Origin of the sequence: Methylobacterium sp. UNC378MF (assembly GCF_900103195.1) — a bacterium.
In the GTDB taxonomy this organism is placed as follows: Bacteria; Pseudomonadota; Alphaproteobacteria; order Rhizobiales; family Beijerinckiaceae; genus Methylobacterium.
In genome coordinates this window covers 50806-70331 of record NZ_FMWU01000016.1, presented here as the reverse complement: position 1 = coordinate 70331, position 19526 = coordinate 50806, and the positions used below count along the sequence as shown (strand labels likewise).

18 protein-coding genes and 1 pseudogene are annotated in these 19526 nt (G+C 70.4%); 6 read left to right on the top strand and 13 right to left on the bottom strand.

The genetic code is table 11. From position 1 onward, the window contains the following. Positions 1-12 precede the first annotated feature (12 nt). Together BLT59_RS17680 and recQ are read right to left on the bottom strand one after the other, a co-directional pair. A complete protein-coding gene (locus BLT59_RS17680) occupies positions 13-1188 on the bottom strand; it encodes a hydrolase (protein WP_091783038.1) in 1176 nt (391 codons plus the stop codon). Positions 1189-1377: 189 nt separating this feature from the next. Beyond that, a complete protein-coding gene (gene recQ / locus BLT59_RS17675) occupies positions 1378-3219 on the bottom strand; it encodes a DNA helicase RecQ (RefSeq protein ID WP_091783035.1) in 1842 nt (613 codons plus the stop codon). 83 nt (positions 3220-3302) lie between these two features. Here recQ and BLT59_RS17670 point away from each other — a divergent pair, with 83 nt between their 5' ends. Further along, on the top strand, positions 3303-3539 hold the full coding sequence (locus tag BLT59_RS17670) for a type II toxin-antitoxin system VapB family antitoxin (protein WP_091783032.1): 237 nt from the start codon (positions 3303-3305) through the stop codon (positions 3537-3539). 119 nt (positions 3540-3658) lie between these two features. After that, positions 3659-3940: pseudogene (locus BLT59_RS17665) on the top strand (type II toxin-antitoxin system VapC family toxin); the annotation flags it as partial. 3 nt (positions 3941-3943) lie between these two features. Here the strand turns inward: BLT59_RS17665 and denD are convergent. The 5 genes from denD to BLT59_RS17640 all read right to left on the bottom strand — a co-directional run bounded on the left by denD (position 3944) and on the right by BLT59_RS17640 (position 9352). After that, positions 3944-4921, bottom strand: a complete 978-nt coding sequence (gene denD, locus BLT59_RS17660; protein WP_091783029.1) for a D-erythronate dehydrogenase — start codon at positions 4919-4921, stop codon at positions 3944-3946. 26 nt (positions 4922-4947) lie between these two features. Beyond that, the gene (gene otnK, locus BLT59_RS17655; protein WP_091783026.1) at positions 4948-6222 is read right to left on the bottom strand and encodes a 3-oxo-tetronate kinase; all 1275 of its coding nucleotides are present in this window, start codon (positions 6220-6222) and stop codon (positions 4948-4950) included. After that, on the bottom strand, positions 6219-7001 hold the full coding sequence (otnI, locus tag BLT59_RS17650) for a 2-oxo-tetronate isomerase (RefSeq protein ID WP_091783023.1): 783 nt from the start codon (positions 6999-7001) through the stop codon (positions 6219-6221). The genes otnK and otnI overlap by 4 nt, the downstream gene beginning before the upstream one ends. A gap of 13 nt (positions 7002-7014) precedes the next feature. Beyond that, complete coding sequence (ltnD, locus tag BLT59_RS17645; protein WP_091783020.1) at positions 7015-7923, bottom strand: L-threonate dehydrogenase; 909 nt, start codon at positions 7921-7923, stop codon at positions 7015-7017. A 106-nt stretch (positions 7924-8029) separates the two neighbouring features. Then, positions 8030-9352: an MFS transporter gene (locus BLT59_RS17640; RefSeq protein WP_091783017.1), complete on the bottom strand. Its 1323-nt coding sequence runs from the start codon at positions 9350-9352 to the stop codon at positions 8030-8032. Between the two features lie 340 nt (positions 9353-9692). Between BLT59_RS17640 and BLT59_RS17635 the strand changes: the two genes are divergently transcribed. Further along, positions 9693-10700, top strand: a complete 1008-nt coding sequence (locus BLT59_RS17635) for a LacI family DNA-binding transcriptional regulator (RefSeq protein ID WP_091783014.1) — start codon at positions 9693-9695, stop codon at positions 10698-10700. Beyond that, entirely contained in the window at positions 10697-11377 is a 681-nt protein-coding gene (locus BLT59_RS17630; protein ID WP_091783011.1) for a 3-oxo-tetronate 4-phosphate decarboxylase, read from the top strand. Before BLT59_RS17635 ends, BLT59_RS17630 begins: the two co-directional genes overlap by 4 nt. A 180-nt stretch (positions 11378-11557) precedes the next feature. On the opposite strand, the gene glyS is transcribed toward BLT59_RS17630, so the two are convergent. From glyS to BLT59_RS17615, 3 genes are all read right to left on the bottom strand, one after another. Further along, positions 11558-13741, bottom strand: coding sequence for a glycine--tRNA ligase subunit beta (gene glyS, locus BLT59_RS17625; RefSeq protein ID WP_091783007.1), 2184 nt, complete (start codon positions 13739-13741; stop codon positions 11558-11560). A gap of 52 nt (positions 13742-13793) precedes the next feature. Next, positions 13794-14237, bottom strand: coding sequence for a DUF3828 domain-containing protein (locus BLT59_RS17620; protein WP_091783003.1), 444 nt, complete (start codon positions 14235-14237; stop codon positions 13794-13796). 193 nt (positions 14238-14430) lie between these two features. Continuing rightward, positions 14431-15339: a glycine--tRNA ligase subunit alpha gene (locus BLT59_RS17615; protein ID WP_091783000.1), complete on the bottom strand. Its 909-nt coding sequence runs from the start codon at positions 15337-15339 to the stop codon at positions 14431-14433. A 146-nt stretch (positions 15340-15485) separates the two neighbouring features. Between BLT59_RS17615 and BLT59_RS17610 the strand changes: the two genes are divergently transcribed. Both BLT59_RS17610 and BLT59_RS17605 read left to right on the top strand, forming a co-directional pair. Then, a complete protein-coding gene (locus BLT59_RS17610) occupies positions 15486-15944 on the top strand; it encodes a GNAT family N-acetyltransferase (protein ID WP_091782997.1) in 459 nt (152 codons plus the stop codon). Positions 15945-16093: 149 nt separating this feature from the next. Next, a complete protein-coding gene (locus BLT59_RS17605) occupies positions 16094-16369 on the top strand; it encodes a hypothetical protein (RefSeq protein WP_091782994.1) in 276 nt (91 codons plus the stop codon). A 26-nt stretch (positions 16370-16395) separates the two neighbouring features. Here BLT59_RS17605 and BLT59_RS17600 read toward each other — a convergent pair whose 3' ends face one another. The 3 genes from BLT59_RS17600 to BLT59_RS17590 all read right to left on the bottom strand — a co-directional run bounded on the left by BLT59_RS17600 (position 16396) and on the right by BLT59_RS17590 (position 19499). Continuing rightward, positions 16396-18000, bottom strand: coding sequence for a Na+/H+ antiporter (locus BLT59_RS17600; protein ID WP_091782991.1), 1605 nt, complete (start codon positions 17998-18000; stop codon positions 16396-16398). 106 nt (positions 18001-18106) lie between these two features. Beyond that, a complete protein-coding gene (locus BLT59_RS17595) occupies positions 18107-18619 on the bottom strand; it encodes an MmcB family DNA repair protein (RefSeq protein ID WP_091782988.1) in 513 nt (170 codons plus the stop codon). A gap of 103 nt (positions 18620-18722) precedes the next feature. Continuing rightward, positions 18723-19499, bottom strand: a complete 777-nt coding sequence (locus BLT59_RS17590; RefSeq protein WP_091782985.1) for a cobalamin-binding protein — start codon at positions 19497-19499, stop codon at positions 18723-18725. Positions 19500-19526: the final 27 nt, after the last annotated feature.

The window sequence follows — 19526 nt, the reverse complement described above, 5'->3', positions numbered from 1 at the left end:
AGGTGAAGTCGCTCAGAGTGCCGATTCGTCGGCGGCGGCGCAAGCCGGCCCCCGGGCGAGGTCGCTCTCCCGGAAGCGCGACACCAGGGCGTGCACAGGCTCGGGGCCGGTTATCACGTCGAGATAATCGAAGCCGTCCGCGCTCTGGCTCGCCATGAGCAGCTGGAAATGCATCTGGAACAGGTTCCACTGGCGCCGCCCCACATCGGTGCCCGTGATCAGATCGCCGATCATCACCCCGAGCGTGGCCGGGCGCTCCGGGTCCGGCGCGACGAGATCGCAGGAGGCAAGCGGAATCTGTCCGGGAATGGACAGCCAGTCCCAGGGCGCACGCACGTCGATCCAGCGGATCTGTCGTGCACGCCCGAAGCGCCGGAGCGCTTCACGGAATCCTTTGGCGTCCGGGTCGAGGCTGAGCCAGGGGATGACGCTGCCGATGCTCACGAACGAGACCGGGGTGCCCCGGTCGCCGAAGCGAGGGTCGCGGGCGAGCACACGGTCCAACACCTCGATCCCGAGGAAGCTCGAGGAGGAATGCCCGACCACGACAACCTCGTCGGCTTCGCCCTCCGCCGCACGGATGCGAGCCGCGAAGGCGTCGAGGCGGGGGGAAACCTCGGGTGCCTGTCCCGCCGCGTAGGCGTGCGTGAAGGCCGTGTCGTCCACGAGGTGGGAGACGTAGAGCGGCTTGCCGCGGGTCGCCCGCATCAGCCCGGCGAGGATCGGGTAGGCGAGCACCGGCACCGCCAGAAGGGGCCAGGGCTGCAGGACGGCGGGCGCCAGGGCCGCGAGGCTCCCCGCCAGCGTCAGGCTGAGGAGAACGAGCGCCAGATAGATCACGTGGACGCCGAAGATCACTGTGGAGAAGCGCCAGCCCTCCCGCCACAGGTCCGCTACGTAGCCCGAGCGCCACAGCCGCCAGAGCAGGATCGGGACACCCCGGAGGCGGGCGCGGCCGCATTGCGGGAAGCGCGCGCGCACGATGTCCTCCCAGCGCAGGAGGACGTAGCGCGTGGTGACGCCGCGCGATTGTGCGGTCCAGGCGAGTTCAAGCCCGTCCGCCGAGCGGACCGGATCGCTCACAGCGATCTCGGCGCCGCGGCGGGCGGCTGTGAGACGGGCCTCGCGGCGGAACAGGCCCCAGTAGGTCTCGGGATCCCGCGGGTCGAAGCCGGGTAGGTAGAACACGATGCGGGAAGTCAGATTCCGCGACCGAGATGGGCCAGATCGGGAAGTGGCTTCGTCCGGAAGATCTTGGAGCGTGGCATCGGCGTTGGGCGCGGAAACTGAAATGATGTGTCCGATCGATTGGGTTGGGGCGATCTGCCTACACGAACCAGCGTGATACGCCGAGGATGAGATCCCTCGTCCCGCGGCTCACGCAGCCGGGGGATGCGCCAGGAAATCAGCGATGGCCGCGACGAACTTGTCGCCGTAGGCCTCGCGCTTGCGCTCGCCGACCCCATGCACGGTGCGCAAGGCCCAGAGATCGACGGGCTTCTGGCGAGCCATCTCGATCAGCGTCCGGTCGGGGAAGACCATGAAGGCTGCGATCCCCTCGGCCCGGGCGAGGGTGGCGCGCAGGCCCCGCAGATGCTGGAACAGGGCCTCGTCTGCCTCGGAGAGGGCGATCTCGCCATCCTCCCGGGAGGCAGGCCGCCGGCGCTCGCGGGATTCGGCCTTCGGCTCCGGATCGGGCCGGAGCTGGACCGGCTCCCGACCGAACAGGATCGCCTCGCCCTTTTCGGTCATGGACAGGCCGCCGTAGCCGTCCGCGTTCTCGGCAATGGCGCCGGCAGCGAAGAGCTGGCGCAGGATCGCCCGCCAGGCCGCCACCGGCTTGTCGGATCCGACCCCGAAGGTCTTGAGGTTCGCGTGGCCGTTGCGGCGGATCTGCTCGCTCTCCTTCCCGTGGACTACGTCGCAGATATAGGCCGCGCCGAAGCGCTGGCCGGTGCGCACGATCGCCGAGAGGATCTTCTGGGCCGAGACCGTCCCGTCCACCAGGGTGACGCCGCCGCGGCACAGGTCGCAACGACCGCAAGCGCCGCTCGCCTCGCCGAAATAGGCGAGCAGCGACTGGCGGCGGCAGGTGGCGCCCTCGCACAGGGTGATCATCGCCTCGAGCTTGCGCCGCTCGACCCGGCGACGGTCGTCCGAGATCTCCTTCTCGTCGATCTGGCGGCGGCGGAGCGCCATGTCGTCGAGGCCGTAGAGCGTCAGCGTGTCGGCGGGCAGCCCGTCGCGGCCGGCGCGGCCGATCTCCTGATAATAGCCCTCGACGTTGTTCGGCATGTCGGCGTGGCAGACGAAGCGCACGTCGGGCTTGTTGATGCCCATGCCGAAGGCCACCGTGGCGGTCATCACCACCCCGTCCTCCTGCAGGAACCGGTCCTGGTTTGCCATCCGCGTCGCCTGGTCGAGCCCGGCATGGTAGGGCAGGGCGTCGAACCCGTCCTTCTTGAGGGTCTCGGCGAGCTGCTCGGTGCGCTTGCGCGACGAGCAGTAGATGATCCCGCTCTCCGAACGCCGGTGCTTCAGGAACCGCTCGATCTGCCGGGCCGGGTTGTCCTTGGGCTGGAAGGTCAGCCGGATGTTCGGCCGGTCGAAGGAGTGGACGAAGATCTTCGGCGGCCGGTCCTGCGGGAACAGGCGCTCGGCGATCTCGGCGCGGGTCGCGGCGTCGGCGGTGGCGGTGAGCGCCAGGGTCTGGACGTTGCCCAGCGCCGTCCGGGCGCGGGCGATCTCCCGGTACTCGGGCCGGAAATCGTGACCCCATTGCGAGACGCAGTGGGCCTCGTCGACGGCGAGCCGCCGGACGCCGGCGCCGCGCAGGGCGTCCATGCAGCCGTCCATCAGCAGGCGCTCAGGGGAGACGAACAGCAGCCTCAGGTCGCCGGAGCGCAGGCTGCGCCAGGTCTCGCGGGACTCGGAGTCCGACACCGACGAGTTCAGGGTCGCGGCGTGGATGCCGACGCTCCTCATCTGCTGCACCTGATCGTGCATCAGCGCGATCAGCGGCGAGACCACCACGGTGAGCCCCGGATCGACCAGGGCCGGGAGCTGGTAGGTCATCGACTTGCCCGACCCCGTGGGCATCACGGCGAACACGTCGGTACCGTCGAGCACCGCGCCGATCACCTCGTCCTGGCCGGGTCGGAAATCCTCGTAGCCGAACGTCTTCTTCAGCGCGGCGCGGGCCTCGTCGAGGCGGGTCATCGGGATCCTTGATCGGGGTTCTGGCCGCCCTTGCGGCAGGGGTGTGTAGACACTAGCCTTCCCGCGTCTACACGGGCGCCGCCATGCCGCTCAACATCCGCAGCGAAGAGGTGAATCAGCTCGCCGAGAAGCTGGCATCACGGGCCGGCGTGAGCAAGACCGAGGCGGTGCGACTCGCGCTCACGAACGAGCTGGAGCGTCGGGAGCCGCGCGTGCCGCTCGCGGGACGGCTGAAGCCCCTCCTCGACAGGATGGATGCCGTGCCGCGCACGGGCCTCAAGGCCGACAAGGCGTTCTACGACAGCCTGAACGACGTGTGATGTTCGTCGACGCCTCGGCCCTGGTGGCAATCCTGACCGCGGAACCGGAGCGTTCTACCCTGCTGAGCCGCCTCGACGGTGCTGTGGCCCCCCTTACCTAGGGCCTCGCCGTCTTCGAAACGGCGATCGCGGTGGCCCGCAAGACGGCGATGTCCGTGGTCGATGTCGAGGCGGAGGTCGCGGAATTCATCCGCGTCGCAGGTCTGCGAATCGTCCCCATCGCCGAGGCCGAGACCGCCCTGGCCCTCGCGGCCCACGGCCGCTACGGCAAGGGCCGCCACCCGGCGCGCCTGAACCTCGGCGACTGCTTCGCCTATGCCTGCGCGCAGGTACACGGCGTGCCGCTGCTCTACGTCGGCGACGACTTCCCGCAGACCGACATCCGCTCGGCCCTCGGCTGAGCCTCAGCCGCCGTGGAACTCGGCCACGTGCTGCGACACGATCGCGTCGAAGGAATCGTCCGCCCGGAAGCCCAGGGCCAGCGCGGCCTCCGGCTCGAACGCCTCCGGCCAGGAGCCGACGATCCGCGCGATGGTGGCGTCGGGCGCGCGCCGGATCAGCGCCACCGCCTTGTCGCCCGCCGCGCGGCGCAGGGCCTCGATCTCCTCGGCGACGGTCGCCGAGACCCCCGGCATGGTCAAGCTGATCCGCGGGCCGATCGCCGCGAGGTCGAGCCCGGCCGCGTGGGTGAGGAAGCCCACCGCCGCCGCGGGGCTGGCGAACCAGTGCCGGACGGTGTCGGGCACCGGCAGGACCGCCTCCTGGCCGGCCAGCGGCTCGCGGATGATCCCCGAGAAGAAGCCCGAGGCCGCCTTGTTGGGCTTGCCCGGCCGCACGCAGATCGTCGGCAGGCGCAGGCCGATACCGTCGAGGAAGCCGCGGCGCGCATAGTCGGCGAGCATCAGCTCGCCCATGGCCTTCTGGACCCCGTACGAGGAGGCCGGGCGCAGGATGTGGTCGTCCGGGATGACCTTCGGGAAGGGCGGCCCGAACACGGCGAGGGAGGAGGTGAAGACCAGCTTCGGCCGGTAGCCGTCCGGCGCGTTGGCCGTCCGGATCGCGTCGAGGAGCAGCCGGGTGCCGTCGAGGTTGACCCGGTAGCCGAGTTCGAGATTCGCCTCGGCCTCGCCCGAGACCACGGCGGCGAGGTGGAAGATCACCCCCGGCCGCTCGGCGATGGCGGCCTCGGCGGCGCCGGGCGCCGTGAGGTCGGCGGCCTCGGCGCGGACCGGGCCCGAGAAGCCCTCCGGCACCGTGGGCGGCACGACGTCGAGCAGGGTGAGGGCGCTGAGCGGCTGCCCGCCGACCCGGCCGTCCTTCACCAGGGCGTCCACGAGGCGGCGGCCGATCATGCCGGCGGCGCCGAGAATCAGGGCGTGCATGGAAAACCTCCCGTCGGGTTGTGGCGTCAGGCCATCATGTCGAGGGCGCGGCCGAAGAAGTCGGCGCCGCCGAAATTGCCGGATTTCAGGGCAAGCAGCATCGGCTCGGGCCGTCCCGCGGTGCGCAGGACCGGGACGCCCGCGGCGATCTCCGGCCCGAGCAGGAAGGCTGTGAGGCCGAGCCGGTCGACCACCGCGCCGGAGGTCTCGCCACCGGCCACCACGAGCCGGCGCACCCCGCGGGCGACGAGGCCCTCGGCGATGGCGGCCAGCGCCGCCTCGATGGCGTGGCCGGCGGCATCGACCCCGTGCGCGGCCTGAAGCGCACGCACCGCCTCGGGCGGGGCCGAGGTAGCGATCAGAACCGGGCCGGCGCCGAGGCGCTCCTCTGCGAAGGCGAGGGCCTCTTCCACCACGTCATCGCCCGCCAGCAGCCGCGCCGGATCGAGGCGCAACACCGGCATGATTGCCTCCGCGGCGGCGACCTGCTGGAGCGTCGCCTGCGAGCAACTACCGGCGAGGCACGCGGAGGTCCCGCCCACCGGCTCGCCGATGGCCGCCCCGGCGGCATCCGTCGTTCCGCGCCCGTCGGCCACCAGGGTGCGGGCGAGTCCGAGCCCGAGCCCCGAGGCACCCACCGAGAACTTATGGCCGACGATCGCCCGGCCGAGCACTTCGAGGTCGCTGTCGAAGATCGCGTCCGCGATCGCGGCCCCTTTGCCTTCCTTTGCCAGCGCCTCGAGGCGAGCCGCCACGGCCTCCGGGCCCCGGGCCACGGTCGCGGTATCGACGAGGCCGACCGGGCTGGCACTCTGGCGCCCGAGGACGCGCACGAGGTTGGCGTCGCGCATCGGGTTGAGCGGGTGGTCCTTCAGCGGGCTCTCGTTCAGCGGCACGGCGCCGACGAACAGGTTGCCCTGGTAGACGCTGCGCCCCGTCTCCGGGAAAGCCGGCGTGACGAGCGCGATGGCCTCGCCGGCCTCCGCCCGCAGGGCGTCCATGACCGGGCCAATATTGCCCGCATCGGTCGAATCGAAGGTTGAGCAGACCTTGAACATCACGTGGGCGGCCCCGCGCGCGCGCAGCCAGCCCTCGGCTTCGCGGGAGCGGGCCACGGCCTGGTCGGCCGGAATCGAGCGGCTCTTGAGCGCTACCACCACAGCGTCGGCTTCCGGCAGGACACGGTCATCCGCCGGCACGCCAATGGTCTGGATCGTGCGCAGGCCCGCCTTGGTCAGCGTGTTGGCGAGGTCCGAAGCGCCCGTGTAATCGTCGGCGACGCATCCCAACGCGAGGCTCATCGGGCGCTCTCCTTGTAGGCCGCAAGCCAGCTGAGGCCCGCGACGGTGTCGGCGGCCGGGATGTACTCGCAGCCGACGAAGCCGCGGTAGCCGAGCCGGTCCAGCTCGTCGAACAGGAAGAAGTCGGCCATCTCGCCGGTTCCGGGCTCGTGCCGCTCGGGCACGCTCGCGGTCTGAACGTGACCGATGATCGGCATCAGGGCGCGCAGCCGCATGGTCACGTCGCCGTGCAGGATCTGGCAATGGTAGAGGTCGAACTGCAGCTTCAGGTTCGGCAGGGCGAGGTCGCGGATCAGGTCCGCGGCCCGGCCGAAATCGTTGAGGAAGTAGCCCGGCATGTTGCGGCCGTTGATCGGCTCCAGGACCAGGTCGAGGCCGGCCGACGCCAGCCGCTCGGCCGTCCAAGTGACGGCCCGGCGGTAGGACTCAGCAGCCGTGGCGTCGTCCCAGGGCGCGAGACCCGCCATCAGGTGGAGCCGCCCGACGCCGGTCGCCTCGGCGTAGCGGAGCGCGGTGCCGACACCGGCCTTCAGCTCGTCGAACCGCTCGGGGAAGGCCGCGATCCCGCGCTCGCCCTTGGCGAAGTCGCCCGGCGGCAGGTTGAACAGGGCCTGGGTCAGGCCGTTCGCCCGGAGCCGCGCGCCGATGTCTGCCGGCGAATGCTCATAGGGGAACAGGAACTCGACGGCGTCGAACCCGGCTTTGGCGGCGGCCTCGAACCGGTCAAGGAACGGCACCTCGTTGAACATCAGGCTCAGGTTGGCGGCAAAGCGCGGCATGGTTCTCGCTCCCTCAAGCCTGGCCCGGGAGCTTCGCCCCCGATACCTGCGCGTAGAGCCGCGCCACCGAGGCGTCGTCGTCGCGGCCCATGCCGGCGCCGGACGCCATCAGGAACATCTGCAGCGCCGCCGCCGCCACCGGGACCGGGTACTTCTCCGCCCGGGCCATGTCCTGCACGATGCCGAGATCCTTGACGAAGATGTCGACCGCGCTCTTCGGGCTGTAGTCGGCGTCGAGAATGTGCGGCACCCGGTTCTCGAACATCCAGGAATTGCCGGCCGACTTGGTGATCACCTCGTAGACGCGCCGGAGGTCGAGCCCCTGCTTGGCCGCGAAGGCCATGGCTTCGGCGGCGGCGGCGATGTGGACGCCGGCGAGCAGCTGGTTGATCATCTTGAAGGCCGCGCCCTGGCCGGCCGCGTCGCCGAGCTCGTAGAGCGTGCCCGCCATAGCATCGAGGGCGGGCCGCGCCTTGGCGAAGGCCGCCGCCGAGCCCGAGGCCAGGAAGGTCAGCCCGCCCTCGGCTGCGCGGGCGGCGCCGCCGCTCATCGGGGCGTCGAGGTAGTGGCGGCCGGTGGCCTCGAGCCGCGCCGCCAGCGCCCGGGCGACGGCCGGGTCCATGGTGGCGGAGGAGACGAACACCGCGCCCTCCGGCATCGCGGCGGCGGCGCCGTTCTCACCGAACAGGACCGCCTCGGTCTGGGCGGCGTTGACCACCACGCTCACCACCACGTCGGCGTCCCGCGCGGCCTCGGCGGGGTTCGTGGCTCCCCGTCCACCGGCCGCTTCAAAGCGCGCCACCGCCTCCGGGTTCACGTCGCAGGCGGCGACGGCGAAGCCCGCGCGCAGGAGCGAGCCGGCCATGCCGGAGCCCATGGAGCCCAGGCCGATCACCGCGGCGCGGTCTGTTGCGTTGGTCATCGGGGGCGGCTCCTGCGTGAAGGGGAGGGCGCCTCTGCATCACCGCGTGAGGCGCGGGCCCCCTCTCCCGCACGGGAGAGGGGGCAGGTTGCGGTCGGACCGAAGGTCAGCGGTTCACCATGCGGGCGGGCGTGACGAACACGCAGACCGAGCCGACCACCAGCATGGCGGCCAGCGCGTAGAGGCCCGTGGCGGTGCTGCCGGTGGCGTCGCGCAGCGCGCCGATCACGTAGGGGCTGACGAAGCCCGCGAGGTTCCCCACCGAGTTGATCAGCGCGATGCCGGCCGCCGCGCCGGCGCCGCTGAGGAACGCCGTGGGCAGCGACCAGAACAGGGGCGAGCAGGTCAGCACGCCAGCCGCCGCCACCGACAGCGCCGCGATGGCGAGCGTCGTCGAGCCGGCATTGGCCGAGACCACGAAGGCGACCGCGCCGATCAGCGCCGGGATGATCAGGTGCCAGCGGCGCTCGCGCATCCGGTCGGCGGAGCGGCCGAGCAGGACCATCACGATCGCCGCGCAGACGAAGGGGATCGCGCTGATCAGGCCGATGTTGAGGTTGCCCTGCACGCCCGACGCCTTGACGATGGTCGGCATCCAGAAGGTCAGGCCGTACTGGCCGGTGACGAAGGCGAAGTAGATCAGGCTCATGAACCACACGCGGCCGTTGCGGAACACCGTGGCGATCGAGTGCGGGCTCGCTTCCTTGCCGTGGTTGTCGGCGGCGATGTCGCGCTCCAGGAGCTGCTTCTCGGAATCGGTCAGCCACTTGGCCTCGGCGGGGCGGTTGTCGAGATAGAAGAACACCGCGAGGCCGATCAGCACCGCAGGCACCGCCTCGATCAGGAACATCCACTGCCAGCCGGACAGGCCGTGGGCGCCGTTGAACGCGTCCATGATCCAGCCGGAGAGCGGGTTGCCGAAGATGCCGGAGATCGGGATCGCCGCCATGAACACGGCGATCACCCGGGCCCGGCGATGGGCCGGGAACCACGAGGTCGTGTAGAGGATCACGCCCGGATAGAACCCGGCCTCGGCTAGCCCGAGCAGGAAGCGCATCCCATAGAAGCTCCACTCGGAGTTCACGAAGAGGAACGCCCCGGAGATCACCCCCCAGGTGATCATGATCCGGGCGATCCAGACCCGGGCGCCGACCCGGTGCAGGATCACGTTCGAGGGAACCTCGAACAGGAAGTAGCCGAGGAAGAAGATCCCGGCGCCGAGCCCGTAGACCGTCTCGGAGAATTTCAGCTCCTGGGACATCTGGAGCTTGGCGAAGCCGACATTCACCCGGTCGAGATACGCCACTACGTAGCAAAGCATCAGGAACGGCACGAGCCGCCAGAACACCTTCGCGTAGGTGCGATCGGCAAAGGATTCTTGATCCGCGGCTGCGGTGGCGCCCCCCAGCGGGGCGGCTTGGACCGGCATGGCGTACTCCCTGGTCCGGGCCGTACGGCCGCCGGACACTCGTCTTCACCGCTCGTCGGGCGGCGCTGGGGCGGTGCCATATCGCCTTTTGGCAGCGCTGCCAATCCGGTTGTGCGAGATAATGCAGGCGGCTATGTCAGTCGTGGATTGCCGAGGACGGTCTTCCCATCCCCCCTCATCCTGAGATGCTGGAGCGCAGCCGAGACTTCGCAGGGACCTCTAGAGATCGCAGCGGTTTCTAGAGTTCTCCTTCGAAGCCCGCTTCGCGGTCACCTCAGGATGAGGGAGATGGGAGATGCGACGGGCGCCATAAGAAGATCCGCGCCGGGAGAGCGGGGCCATGGACGACATCCAGACGCCGGGGCGGCTCGTGACCCTCACCGACGTCGCCCGCGCGGCCGGACTCGGCGAGAGCACGGTCTCGCGGGTCCTGCGCAATCACGGCTCCTACTCCAAGCGCGCCGGCGAGCGGGTGGCGGAGGCGGTGGCCCGGCTCGGCTACGTGCCGAATCGCCTCGCCGGCAGCCTCGCGGGACAGGGGGCGAGCGCGCGGCTCGTGGGGGTCGTGATCCCGTCGCTCGCCAACGTGGTCTTTCCCGACCTGCTGCGCGGCCTGACCGCCGCCCTCGATGCCGCGGGCATCCCCTGCGTGATCGGGGTGAGCGACTACGACCCCGACCGGGAGGAGGCGCTGGCCGCCGCGCTCCTATCCTGGCGGCCAGCAGCGCTACTGCTCACCGGGCTGGAGCACAATCCCGGGACGGTCGCCCTGGCCAGGGCCAGCAGCGTGCGTGTGGTCGAGATGATCGACACGGACGGGGAGGGGATCGACGCCGTGGTCGGCTTCTCCAACCGGGCCGTGGGGGCGGCGAGCGCCCGCCACCTCGTCGCGCGCGGCTACCGCCGGATCGCCTATCTCGGCCACGATCTCGCGGTCGACCTGCGCGCGGCCAAGCGGCTCGCCGGGTTCGAGGCCGCCCTGGGCGAGGCGGGGCTGGCGCTCTACGGCAAAGAAATCCGGCTGGGGCCGTCCTCGCCGGCTTCGGGACGGGCTGGGCTCGAGGCGCTGCTGGCGCGCGTGCCCGATCTCGACGCGGTCTACTTCTCTAACGACGACATGGCGCTCGGCGGCTACTTCGCCTGCCTGTCGGCGGGGCTGGCGGTGCCCGGACGGATCGCGCTGTTCGGCTTCAACGGGCTCGACTTCGCGGCGGCGATGCCCCAGCCGCTGTCCACGGTGCGCACGCCGCGCCTGGAAATCGGCCGGCAGGCCGCCGCCTGCCTGATGGGCGATGGCCCGAAAAGAATCGATCTCGGGTTCGAACTGATCGAGGGAGCGACCGCATGAGCGACGAGAGCCGGCTGCGTGAGGAGATCTGCCGCTACGGCCGCTCGCTGTTCGAGCGCGGCCTGACGCCGGGCTCGTCCGGCAACATCTCACTGCGCCTGCCCGACGGCGGCTGGCTGGTGACGCCGACCAACGCCTCGCTCGGCTTCCTCGACCCGGCGCGGATCTCGCGGCTGGACGATGCGGGGCGGCTGGTGTCGGGCGACAAGCCCACCAAGGAGATCCCGCTGCACAGCGCCCTCTACGAGAGCCGCAGCGGCGCCAAGGCTATCGTTCACCTGCACTCGACCCACGCGGTGGCGGTGTCGATGCTGCCGGAGATCGACCCGCGTCAGGTGCTGCCGCCGCTGACGCCCTACTACCTGATGCGCACCGGCGGCACGGCGCTCGTGCCGTATTACCGCCCGGGCGATCCGGCCGTGGCGGACGCGATCCGGGGACTGGCGGGGAAGTACAGCTCGGTGCTGCTCGCCAATCACGGCCCGGTGGTGGCCGGCGACAGCCTGGAGGGCGCGGTCTTCGCCACCGAGGAGCTGGAGGAGACCGCCAAGCTTTATTTGTTGCTCCGCAACCTCAACCCGCGGCAGCTGAGCCCCGGGCAGGTGGCCGATCTGGTGAGCCATTTCGGACTGACCTTGCCGGAGCCGGAGGATCATGCCGGGCACGATCACGGGTGAGGGGCCCTCAAAAGGGTCCGTGCAAAGCGCAACGCGCCCCCTCTCCCGTGCGGGAGAGGGTTGGGGTGAGGGTCGAGAACTGTCCGGAGAGGTCGCACCCCTCACCCTGCCCCTCTCCCGCACGGGAGAGGGAACCCGCGCTCCGTTCCGAAGTCGGTGATGCGCGGGGAAGGCTCGGCCTCACCCCTCGATCTTCGCGAACTCCGCAACCTCTCGCGTCGCGGCGCGCAGCGCGTTGAGCAGCAGCAGGCGGTTCTCGCGGAGCTTCGGATCAGGGGCGTTGACGGTCACGTCCTGGAAGAACGCGTCCACCGGCGCGCGCAGCGTCGAGAGCGCCTGCATGGCCCCGGCGAAGTCCTCCCGGGCAATGGCCGCCGAGGCCGTCTCCCGCGCCTTCGCCAAGGCCTCGGCGAGCGCCCGCTCGGCGGGCTCACCCGCGGCGGCGAGGCCTGAATCGGGCGCGGCGTCGTAGGCGCGGCCGTCCTTCTTTTCCTCGATGCGCAGGATGTTGGCCGCGCGCTTGTAGCCCGCGAGCAGGTTCTTCCCGTCCTCGGTGTCCAGAAACTTGGCGAGCGCCTCGACCCGGCGGACCACCATGAGCAGGTCGTCCTGGCCGGGCAGGGCAAAGACGGCGTCGATCAGATCGTGGCGGGCGCCCTGATCGCGAAGATAAACCTTCAGGCGGTCGGCGAAGAAGGCGAGAAGGTCGAGGCTATTCGATCTAACTTGGCGTCCACCCCATGCAATCGGGCTAAACGCTTGACCAAACGATACAAGCCCAGGGCCTGCGCTGGCGAGATGAGCCTTCTTGATCGACTCGTCGACACGCTCAGCATGCCCATCGAGTACCATGACGAGGTTGAAGCGCCCCCCCTCCAGCAGGTAGCGGATCACGCCCAGCGCCGCCCGTCTCAAGGCAAACGGATCCTTGCTCCCCGTGGGCTTCTCATTGATGGCCCAGAAACCCACCAGCGTGTCGAGCTTGTCGGCGAGCGCCACCGCGATCGAGACCGGATCGCTCGGCACCCGGTCGGAGGGGCCGACCGGCTTGTAATGCTCCTCGATGGCCGCACAGACGCTGTCGTGCTCGCCCTGGAGCGCCGCGTATTTCCGCCCCATCAGCCCCTGAAGCTCGGGGAACTCACCGACCATCTCGGTGACGAGGTCGGCCTTGGCGAGGCGCGCCGCCCGCTCGGCGAGCGCCGGGTCGGCGCCCACCAGCGGCGCGAGCGCCCTCGCCAGCGCGGCGATGCGGGCGATCCGCTCCCCCTGCGTGCCGAGCTTCTCGTGGAAGACGATGGCGTCGAGCTTCGGCAGTCGGTCTTCCAGGCGGATCGCCCTGTCGGTCTCCCAGAAGAACTTCGCGTCCGAGAGGCGCGCCCGCACCACCCGCTCGTTGCCGGCGGTGATCGCCTGACCGCCATCCGAGGCCACGAGGTTCGAGACCAAGATGAAGGCCGGCGCCAGATCCTCCGAGCCGCCCTTGCGCAGCACGAAGCACTTCTGGTTCGCCCGGATGGTGGCCCGGATCGCCTCGGCGGGGATATCGAGGAATGACTCGTCGAACGAGCCCATCAGAACCACCGGCCATTCGACGAGGCCCGACACCTCCTCCAGCAGGCCCTCATCCTCCACGAGGTCGAGGCCGCGGGCAAAGGCGAGGTCGCGGGCATCGTGCAGGATCACGTCCTTGCGCCGCTCAGGATCGAGGATGACCTTCGCGCGCTCCAGCGCCTGGATGTAATCGTCGAACCGGCGAACCTCGATCGGGTCCGGCGCGAGGAAGCGGTGGCCGTAGGTCACCGTGCCGGCCGCGATCCCGCCGATTGAGAACGGCACGATCTCAGGCGTCTCGGTCTCCGGCCCGAAGGTCGCGACGATCGACTGCAGCGGACGCACCCAGCGCAGGGCGCCGGGTTCGGCCGAGGCCGCGCCCCAGCGCATGGATTTCGGCCAAGGGAAGGTCCGGATGATCTCCGGCAGGATCTCGGCCAGGACGTCCAGCGTCTCGCGGCCGGGCCGCTCGATCACCGCGAGGTAGAACTCGCCCTTCTTCGGATCGGTCACGGTCTTGGCTTGATCCAGGCTCGTCAGCCCCGCGCCCTTCAGAAACCCCTGGACGGCCGCATCGGGCGCGCCGACCCGCGGGCCGCGACGCTCTTCCCGGACAGCCTCGCCCCGGGCGGGCAGGCCGGCGATGTGCAGGGCCAGTCGGCGCGGCGTCGAGAACGCCCGGGCGCCCTCGTACAGGAAGCCGCGCTCCACCAGGGCGTCGGTGACGAGCTTCTTGAGATCCTCCGCCGCGCGCCGCTGCATGCGGGCGGGGATCTCTTCCGAGCGGAGTTCGAGCAGGAGGTCGGGCATGGCGCGGCCATATCGCCGCGCCGCACACCTGTCGAGGGTCGAAGCTCCGGGATCAGCGCGCCTCGCCCTTGAGGATGGTCGAGAGCTGCCACTTGCGGTCGCCGATCGCGTGGGCGTCGGAGACCTTCCAGCCGCCGTCCTCGCGCACGAGGTCGTAGACGATCGCCTTCGAGCCGTCGCCGCCCTTGCGCTCCACCGTGACCTTCGCCTGGTCCTTGCCCTCGGTGGCTTCCTTGAAGGTCAGGCTCTTCACCGTGTCGGGCTTCAGGGGCTCGCCGTTGAGACGGTAGTCGAAATCGAGGTTGCCGGTTGCGCCGTTGGCCTGCTTGGCGTCAGCGTCGAACAGGCCCTGCAGCCGCTTCGAGTAGACCGCGGAGTGATTCGGGTGCGGCTCGGCGTAGAGCTTCTTGACCACGGCCTCCGGGCCTGGATCGGCCGCCAGCGCGGGGGCGAGGCCGAAACCGAGGAGGCTGAGGGCGAGGATCGTCTTCTTCATCACGAGGTTCCCGCGTCTGCGGACGCGCCGAAGCGCGCCGGTTGGCGGGGGTTGCAACGCACGAGCGGGCAAGGGGCTCCGCTCCGTCATCGCGAGCGCAGCGAAGCGACCCAGGGCAGCGCAACGTCGGGAGTTGTCGCGCCCGCCGGATCGCTTCGCTACGGTCACGGCTCGGAAAACCTGCGGCAGCGTCTCACGCGCCTCCGGCCGCGGTCTTCAGCCACGCCGCGCCGCAGGCCTTGGCGAGATCCCGCACCCGCAGGATGTAGCTCTGGCGCTCCGTCACCGAGATCACGCCGCGCGCGTCGAGCAGGTTGAAGACGTGGCTGGCCTTGATGCACTGATCATAGGCCGGCTGCGCCATGCGGTGGCGCTCGCCCTCCGCTTCCGGCGCGCCCGCCGCGAGGTAGGTCCGGCAGGCGGCCTCCGCGTCGGTGAACTGGCGGAACAGCATGGCGGTGTCGGCCGCCTCGAAATTGTGGCGGGAATATTCCTGCTCGGCCTGCAGGAACACGTCGCCGTAGGTGATACGATCCGGACCCTCGGCGCCGTTGAAGTCGAGATCGTAGACGTTCTCGACGCCCTGGACGTACATGGCGAGCCGCTCCAGCCCGTAGGTGAGCTCGCCCGCCACGGGTGCGCATTCGAAGCCCGCAACCTGTTGGAAATAGGTGAACTGGGACACCTCCATCCCGTCACACCAGCATTCCCAGCCGAGCCCCCATGCACCCAGCGTCGGGCTCTCCCAATCGTCCTCGACGAAGCGGATGTCGTGCAGCTTCAGGTCGACGCCGATGGCGGCCAGTGAGGCAAGGTAGAGTTCCTGCAGGTTCGGCGGATTCGGCTTCAGGATCACCTGGAACTGGTAATAGTGCTGGAGCCGGTTGGGGTTCTCGCCGTAGCGGCCGTCCTTGGGCCGGCGCGAGGGCTGGACGTAGGCCGCCTTCCAGGGCTTCGGGCCCAGAGCCCGCAGGGTCGTGGCCGGGTGGAACGTGCCGGCGCCGACCTCCATGTCGTAGGGCTGGAGGATCACGCAGCCCTGCGCCGCCCAGAATTCCTGAAGCGTCAGGATCAGACCCTGGAAGGATTTTTTCTGGGACATGGGTGTCGGAGACTCGGGCTCGCGCGGCGGCTCGGGCCGCTGGCGGGCCGGTTTAGGTGCGGGCGGGCAGGGGTGCAAGGCGGGGCGGCTTGCGCGTTCGAGCCGAATGGTGGTCCGATCGGACTGAACTACACCCGGAGACCATCATGAACGCTGACACGGCCGCCCTTGCGATCCGCCCGATCGGCGCCGGGGACCGCGATGCCTGGCTGCCGCTCTGGCAGGGCTATCAGGCGTTCTACAAGGTCCACCTGTCGAACGCCGTCACCGATACCACCTGGCAGCGCCTCAACGACCCCGCCGAGCCGGTCGACGGCGCGCTGGCCTGGCGCGGCGCCGAGGCGGTCGGCCTCGTCCACCACATCCGCCACCGCTCGGCCTGGACGGTCGGCGACTATTGCTACCTCCAGGATCTGTTCGTGGCAGACAATGCCCGGGGGCTCGGAATCGGACGGCGGCTGATCGAGCACGTCTACGCGGCGGCCAAGGCGGCCGGCTGCTCCCGCGTCCACTGGCTGACGCACGAGACCAACACCGACGCGATGCAGCTTTACGATCGGATCGCCGAGAAGTCGGGCTTCGTGCAGTACCGCAGGATCCTCTGAGCGCCGGTGTCCCACGTGCGCCCCGACACCCAAGCGTGGCGGTTTTTGGGCAATAAACCGGAACCGCCGAGCTGACGGCCAAGTTATCAGCGCAACAGGGGATCTCGGCACCTCAGCGCTGCCGAACACAAGATGTCGGACGACCGGTCATGTTCAATGCTCGCAACCGCAACACCTTCGGCCGCAAGAATATCGCCGTCTTCGCCGCGCTCGCCATCTCGTCGCTGGCGGCCACGCCCTTCGTGATGAGCGCCAGCCGCGCGCTCGCCACCTCCGAGGACCAGCCGGTGGCCGCGACCCTGCGGGTCGAGCCCGTGGAGGTTGCCCCGGTGGCGGCCGCAACGTCCGAGGGGATCTGCCGGCACAAGGTGCGGGTCGTCTACAGCGGCTACGGCCGGTCGGCGGACGGCTGCGCCGCCCATTGAGGGCCGCGCCCCGGTCCGGCCGTGACCTAACCGTGGGCCGGCGCGGTCCCGGCCAGACGCTTGAGATGGAGTTCCTCCAGATCGATCTCCGTCTCCAGCTGCCGAAGCACCGAGCTGTGGATCCGGTTCTGCCGGTGCAGGTCGATCAGCGCCGACCGGCCTGACCGCACGGCGAGCAGCGCGGCCGCGAAATGCTCGTTCTTCTCGGTCTCCAGGGCCTTGCGCTCGTCGCGGTCCCGGGACGTGGCCCGCACCCGGCGGCGGTACTCCTCGACGAGGCGCGGGTGCTGCAGCGCCCCGGTCTCCGGGAACACCAAGCCCTCCAAGGCGGTGAGCCCGGCCTCGTTCACCACCACGCGAGCCATTGGCGCGTCGAGATGGCCGTCGGGGAGGTGCGCCACGGGGTCGAGGCGGAGCCGGCGGATCAGCGGTCCCAGAGTCGTGCCCTGCACCAGCACGGTGAACAGGATCACCGCAAAGGCCGCCACCAGGATCGCGTCGCGGCCGGGAAAGTCCACCGGCAGCGCCAGGGCGGCCGCCAGGGTCACGACCCCGCGCATGCCGGCCCAGCCAACGATCAGCGGCACGGCCGGGCTCTGGGCCGGTTCCTGCGCGCGGAACCGCGGCGACAGGAGCCGGCGCAGGTAAACGGCGGGAAACACCCAGAGCAGGCGGGCGACGACGCAGGTCGCCGTGACGGCGAGCGCCAGCGGCAGTTCCGCCGGGAGCGACCCCAGCTGGCCGCCGGTCCGCGCCAGCACGCCGCGGAGCGCCAGCCCGATCAGCACGAAGACCAGCGCCTCCAGCACGAACACCACGAATTCCCACACCGCCACGGAATGGCGACGGGCATGCGCGTCGAAGGTGTCGTGCTCCCGGCCGCCCATCGTCAGGCCACAGGCGACCACGGCCAGCACGCCGGAGGCGTGGATCTCCTCGGCCGCGAGGTAGGCGACGTAGGCGGCGAGGAAGCTCAGCACCGTGATGGCGTTGGCATCGTGCATCCGCTGGATCACGGCGGTCACAGCCAGCCCGCAGGCGATCCCGACCGCGACGCCCGCCACCGCGAGCCACGCGAAGCTGCCGGCCGCCGCCCAGGCGTTGAAGGTGCCGGTCAGCGCGGCCGCCACCGCGAAGCGATAGAGCACGAGGCCCGAGGCGTCGTTCACGAGGCTCTCGCCCTCCAGGACGGTGATCATCCGCCGGGGCAGGGCGACGCGAGCCAGCACCGCCTTGGCGGCCACCGCGTCCGGCGGCGAGACGATGGCGCCGAGGGCGAAACAGGCCGCCCAGGGCAGCGAAGGCGCCACCGCGTGGGTGACGAGCCCGACCACGAGAGTCGTGAACAGGACCGCGCCGAGGGACAGGGACAGGATCGGCCCGAGGCTCGCCCGGAAGTCGCGCCAGACGGTGAAGTAGGCGGATTCGAGCAGGAGCGGCGGCAAGAACAGGACCATGATCAGGTCCGGATCAAGATCGAAGGCCGGCAGGCCTGGCACCACCGCCAGCGCCATGCCGCCGATGACGAGGGCCGCGGCCGGCGGGAAGCCCAGGCGCCCGGCCGCCAGCGACAGCAGCAGGGCCGCGCCGAGAAGGCCGAGGATCAATTCGAACAGGGCGACGGATGTCATCGATGAACCGGGCTCGGCGCCGGAACTCCGGCAAGCGCGGCCGTTCTAGGACGTTTCCTGGTCGGATGAATACCGGTTCGGCCGAGGGTTGCGGTGTGGCCGCGACCTAGAGTGCCCCCTCGCGCACCGCGCCCGGATCGGCCAGCGCATGCAGGATGCGCGCGGCGCTGTGGGCGAAGCGGAGCGTGACGGCCTTGCGGCGGGCCCCACTCAGCGGGTGCTCGGGGGGCTCGCGCAGGATCCCTGCACCGTAGGCGTCGGCTACGATCAGGCCGCATTCCTCCGGGATCAGCGACTCGGGCACGTCCTCGGGGATGGCGAAGAAGAACCGGTCGCAGAAGTCGCGGTAATCCGGCCATTTCCGGTCGGCGCGGAAATCGGCCACGCTCGACTTGATCTCCACGATGGTGAGCTTGCCGGCGCCGCAGAGGGCGATCACGTCGGCGCGGCGGCCGTTGACGAGTGAGAATTCCGGCAGGGTGACGCATCCCATCTCGGAGAACAGCCGGCGCACGCCGCGCTGGATCCGCAGGGCCGTGGGCGATTGCCGCCGGTCGGGCGGCAGCAGCGCCTCGACGGACGGGGGCGCGGAATCGGGAAGGCCGGGGGAAGCGGACATCGATCTCGGGGGATGCGTCTGTGGGTGCGTCTGTACCGAATCGGGACATCCTGCCAAGTCGCGCCCGGTCCGTCACCTGCGGCGCGGCATCACCCCGGGGCGATTACCCGAGGCAGGCCCGGATCGCGTCGAACCCGTCGGTGAGCGCGGCCGGGCCGGGCTGCAGAATCAGTGGCGACTTGATCTCGTGGATGCGCCCGTCGCGCACCGCCGGGATCGCCGCCCAGCCGGGCCGGGACCGGATGCGCTCGACATTGACCCGCTTGCCGCACCACGAGGCGAGGATCACGTCGGGCGCGGCCGCGATCACCTGCTCGGCGGTGACGATCCGGTCCTTCGCGGCCGGCTGACGGCTCAACTCCGGAAACACGTCCCGGCCGCCCGCGAGGCCGATCAGGTCCGAGACCCAGCCGATGCCGGAGATCATCGGCGCGTCCCACTCCTCGAAGTAGACGCGCAGGGTCGGCCGGTCCCGCACCGCCGCGGCGGCCTCCGCCAGCCGCGCCTCGAAACCCGCCGCCAGGGATTCGGCCCGCTCCGGCAGGCCGACGAGGGCGCCGAGCGTCCGCACCATGGCGAGGCAGCCCGCTACGTCGCGCTGGTTGAACAGGTGCACCGCCAAGCCCGCGCGGGCGAGGTCGGCGACGATGCCGGCCTGGAGGTCCGAGAAGGCCAGGACGAGATCCGGCGCCAGCGCCAGGATCTTCGGGATGTCCGCGCTGGTGAAGGCGGAGACGCGCGGCTTCTCCCGGCGGACCCGGGGCGGGCGCACCGCGTAGCCCGAGACGCCGACGATCCTGTCCTCTGCGCCCAGGAGGTACAGGGTCTCGACCGTCTCCTCGGTGAGGCAGACGATCCGCTCGGGCGGGAAGCGGCGCATCAGCGGTCGAGCCGGGTGATCGATCGA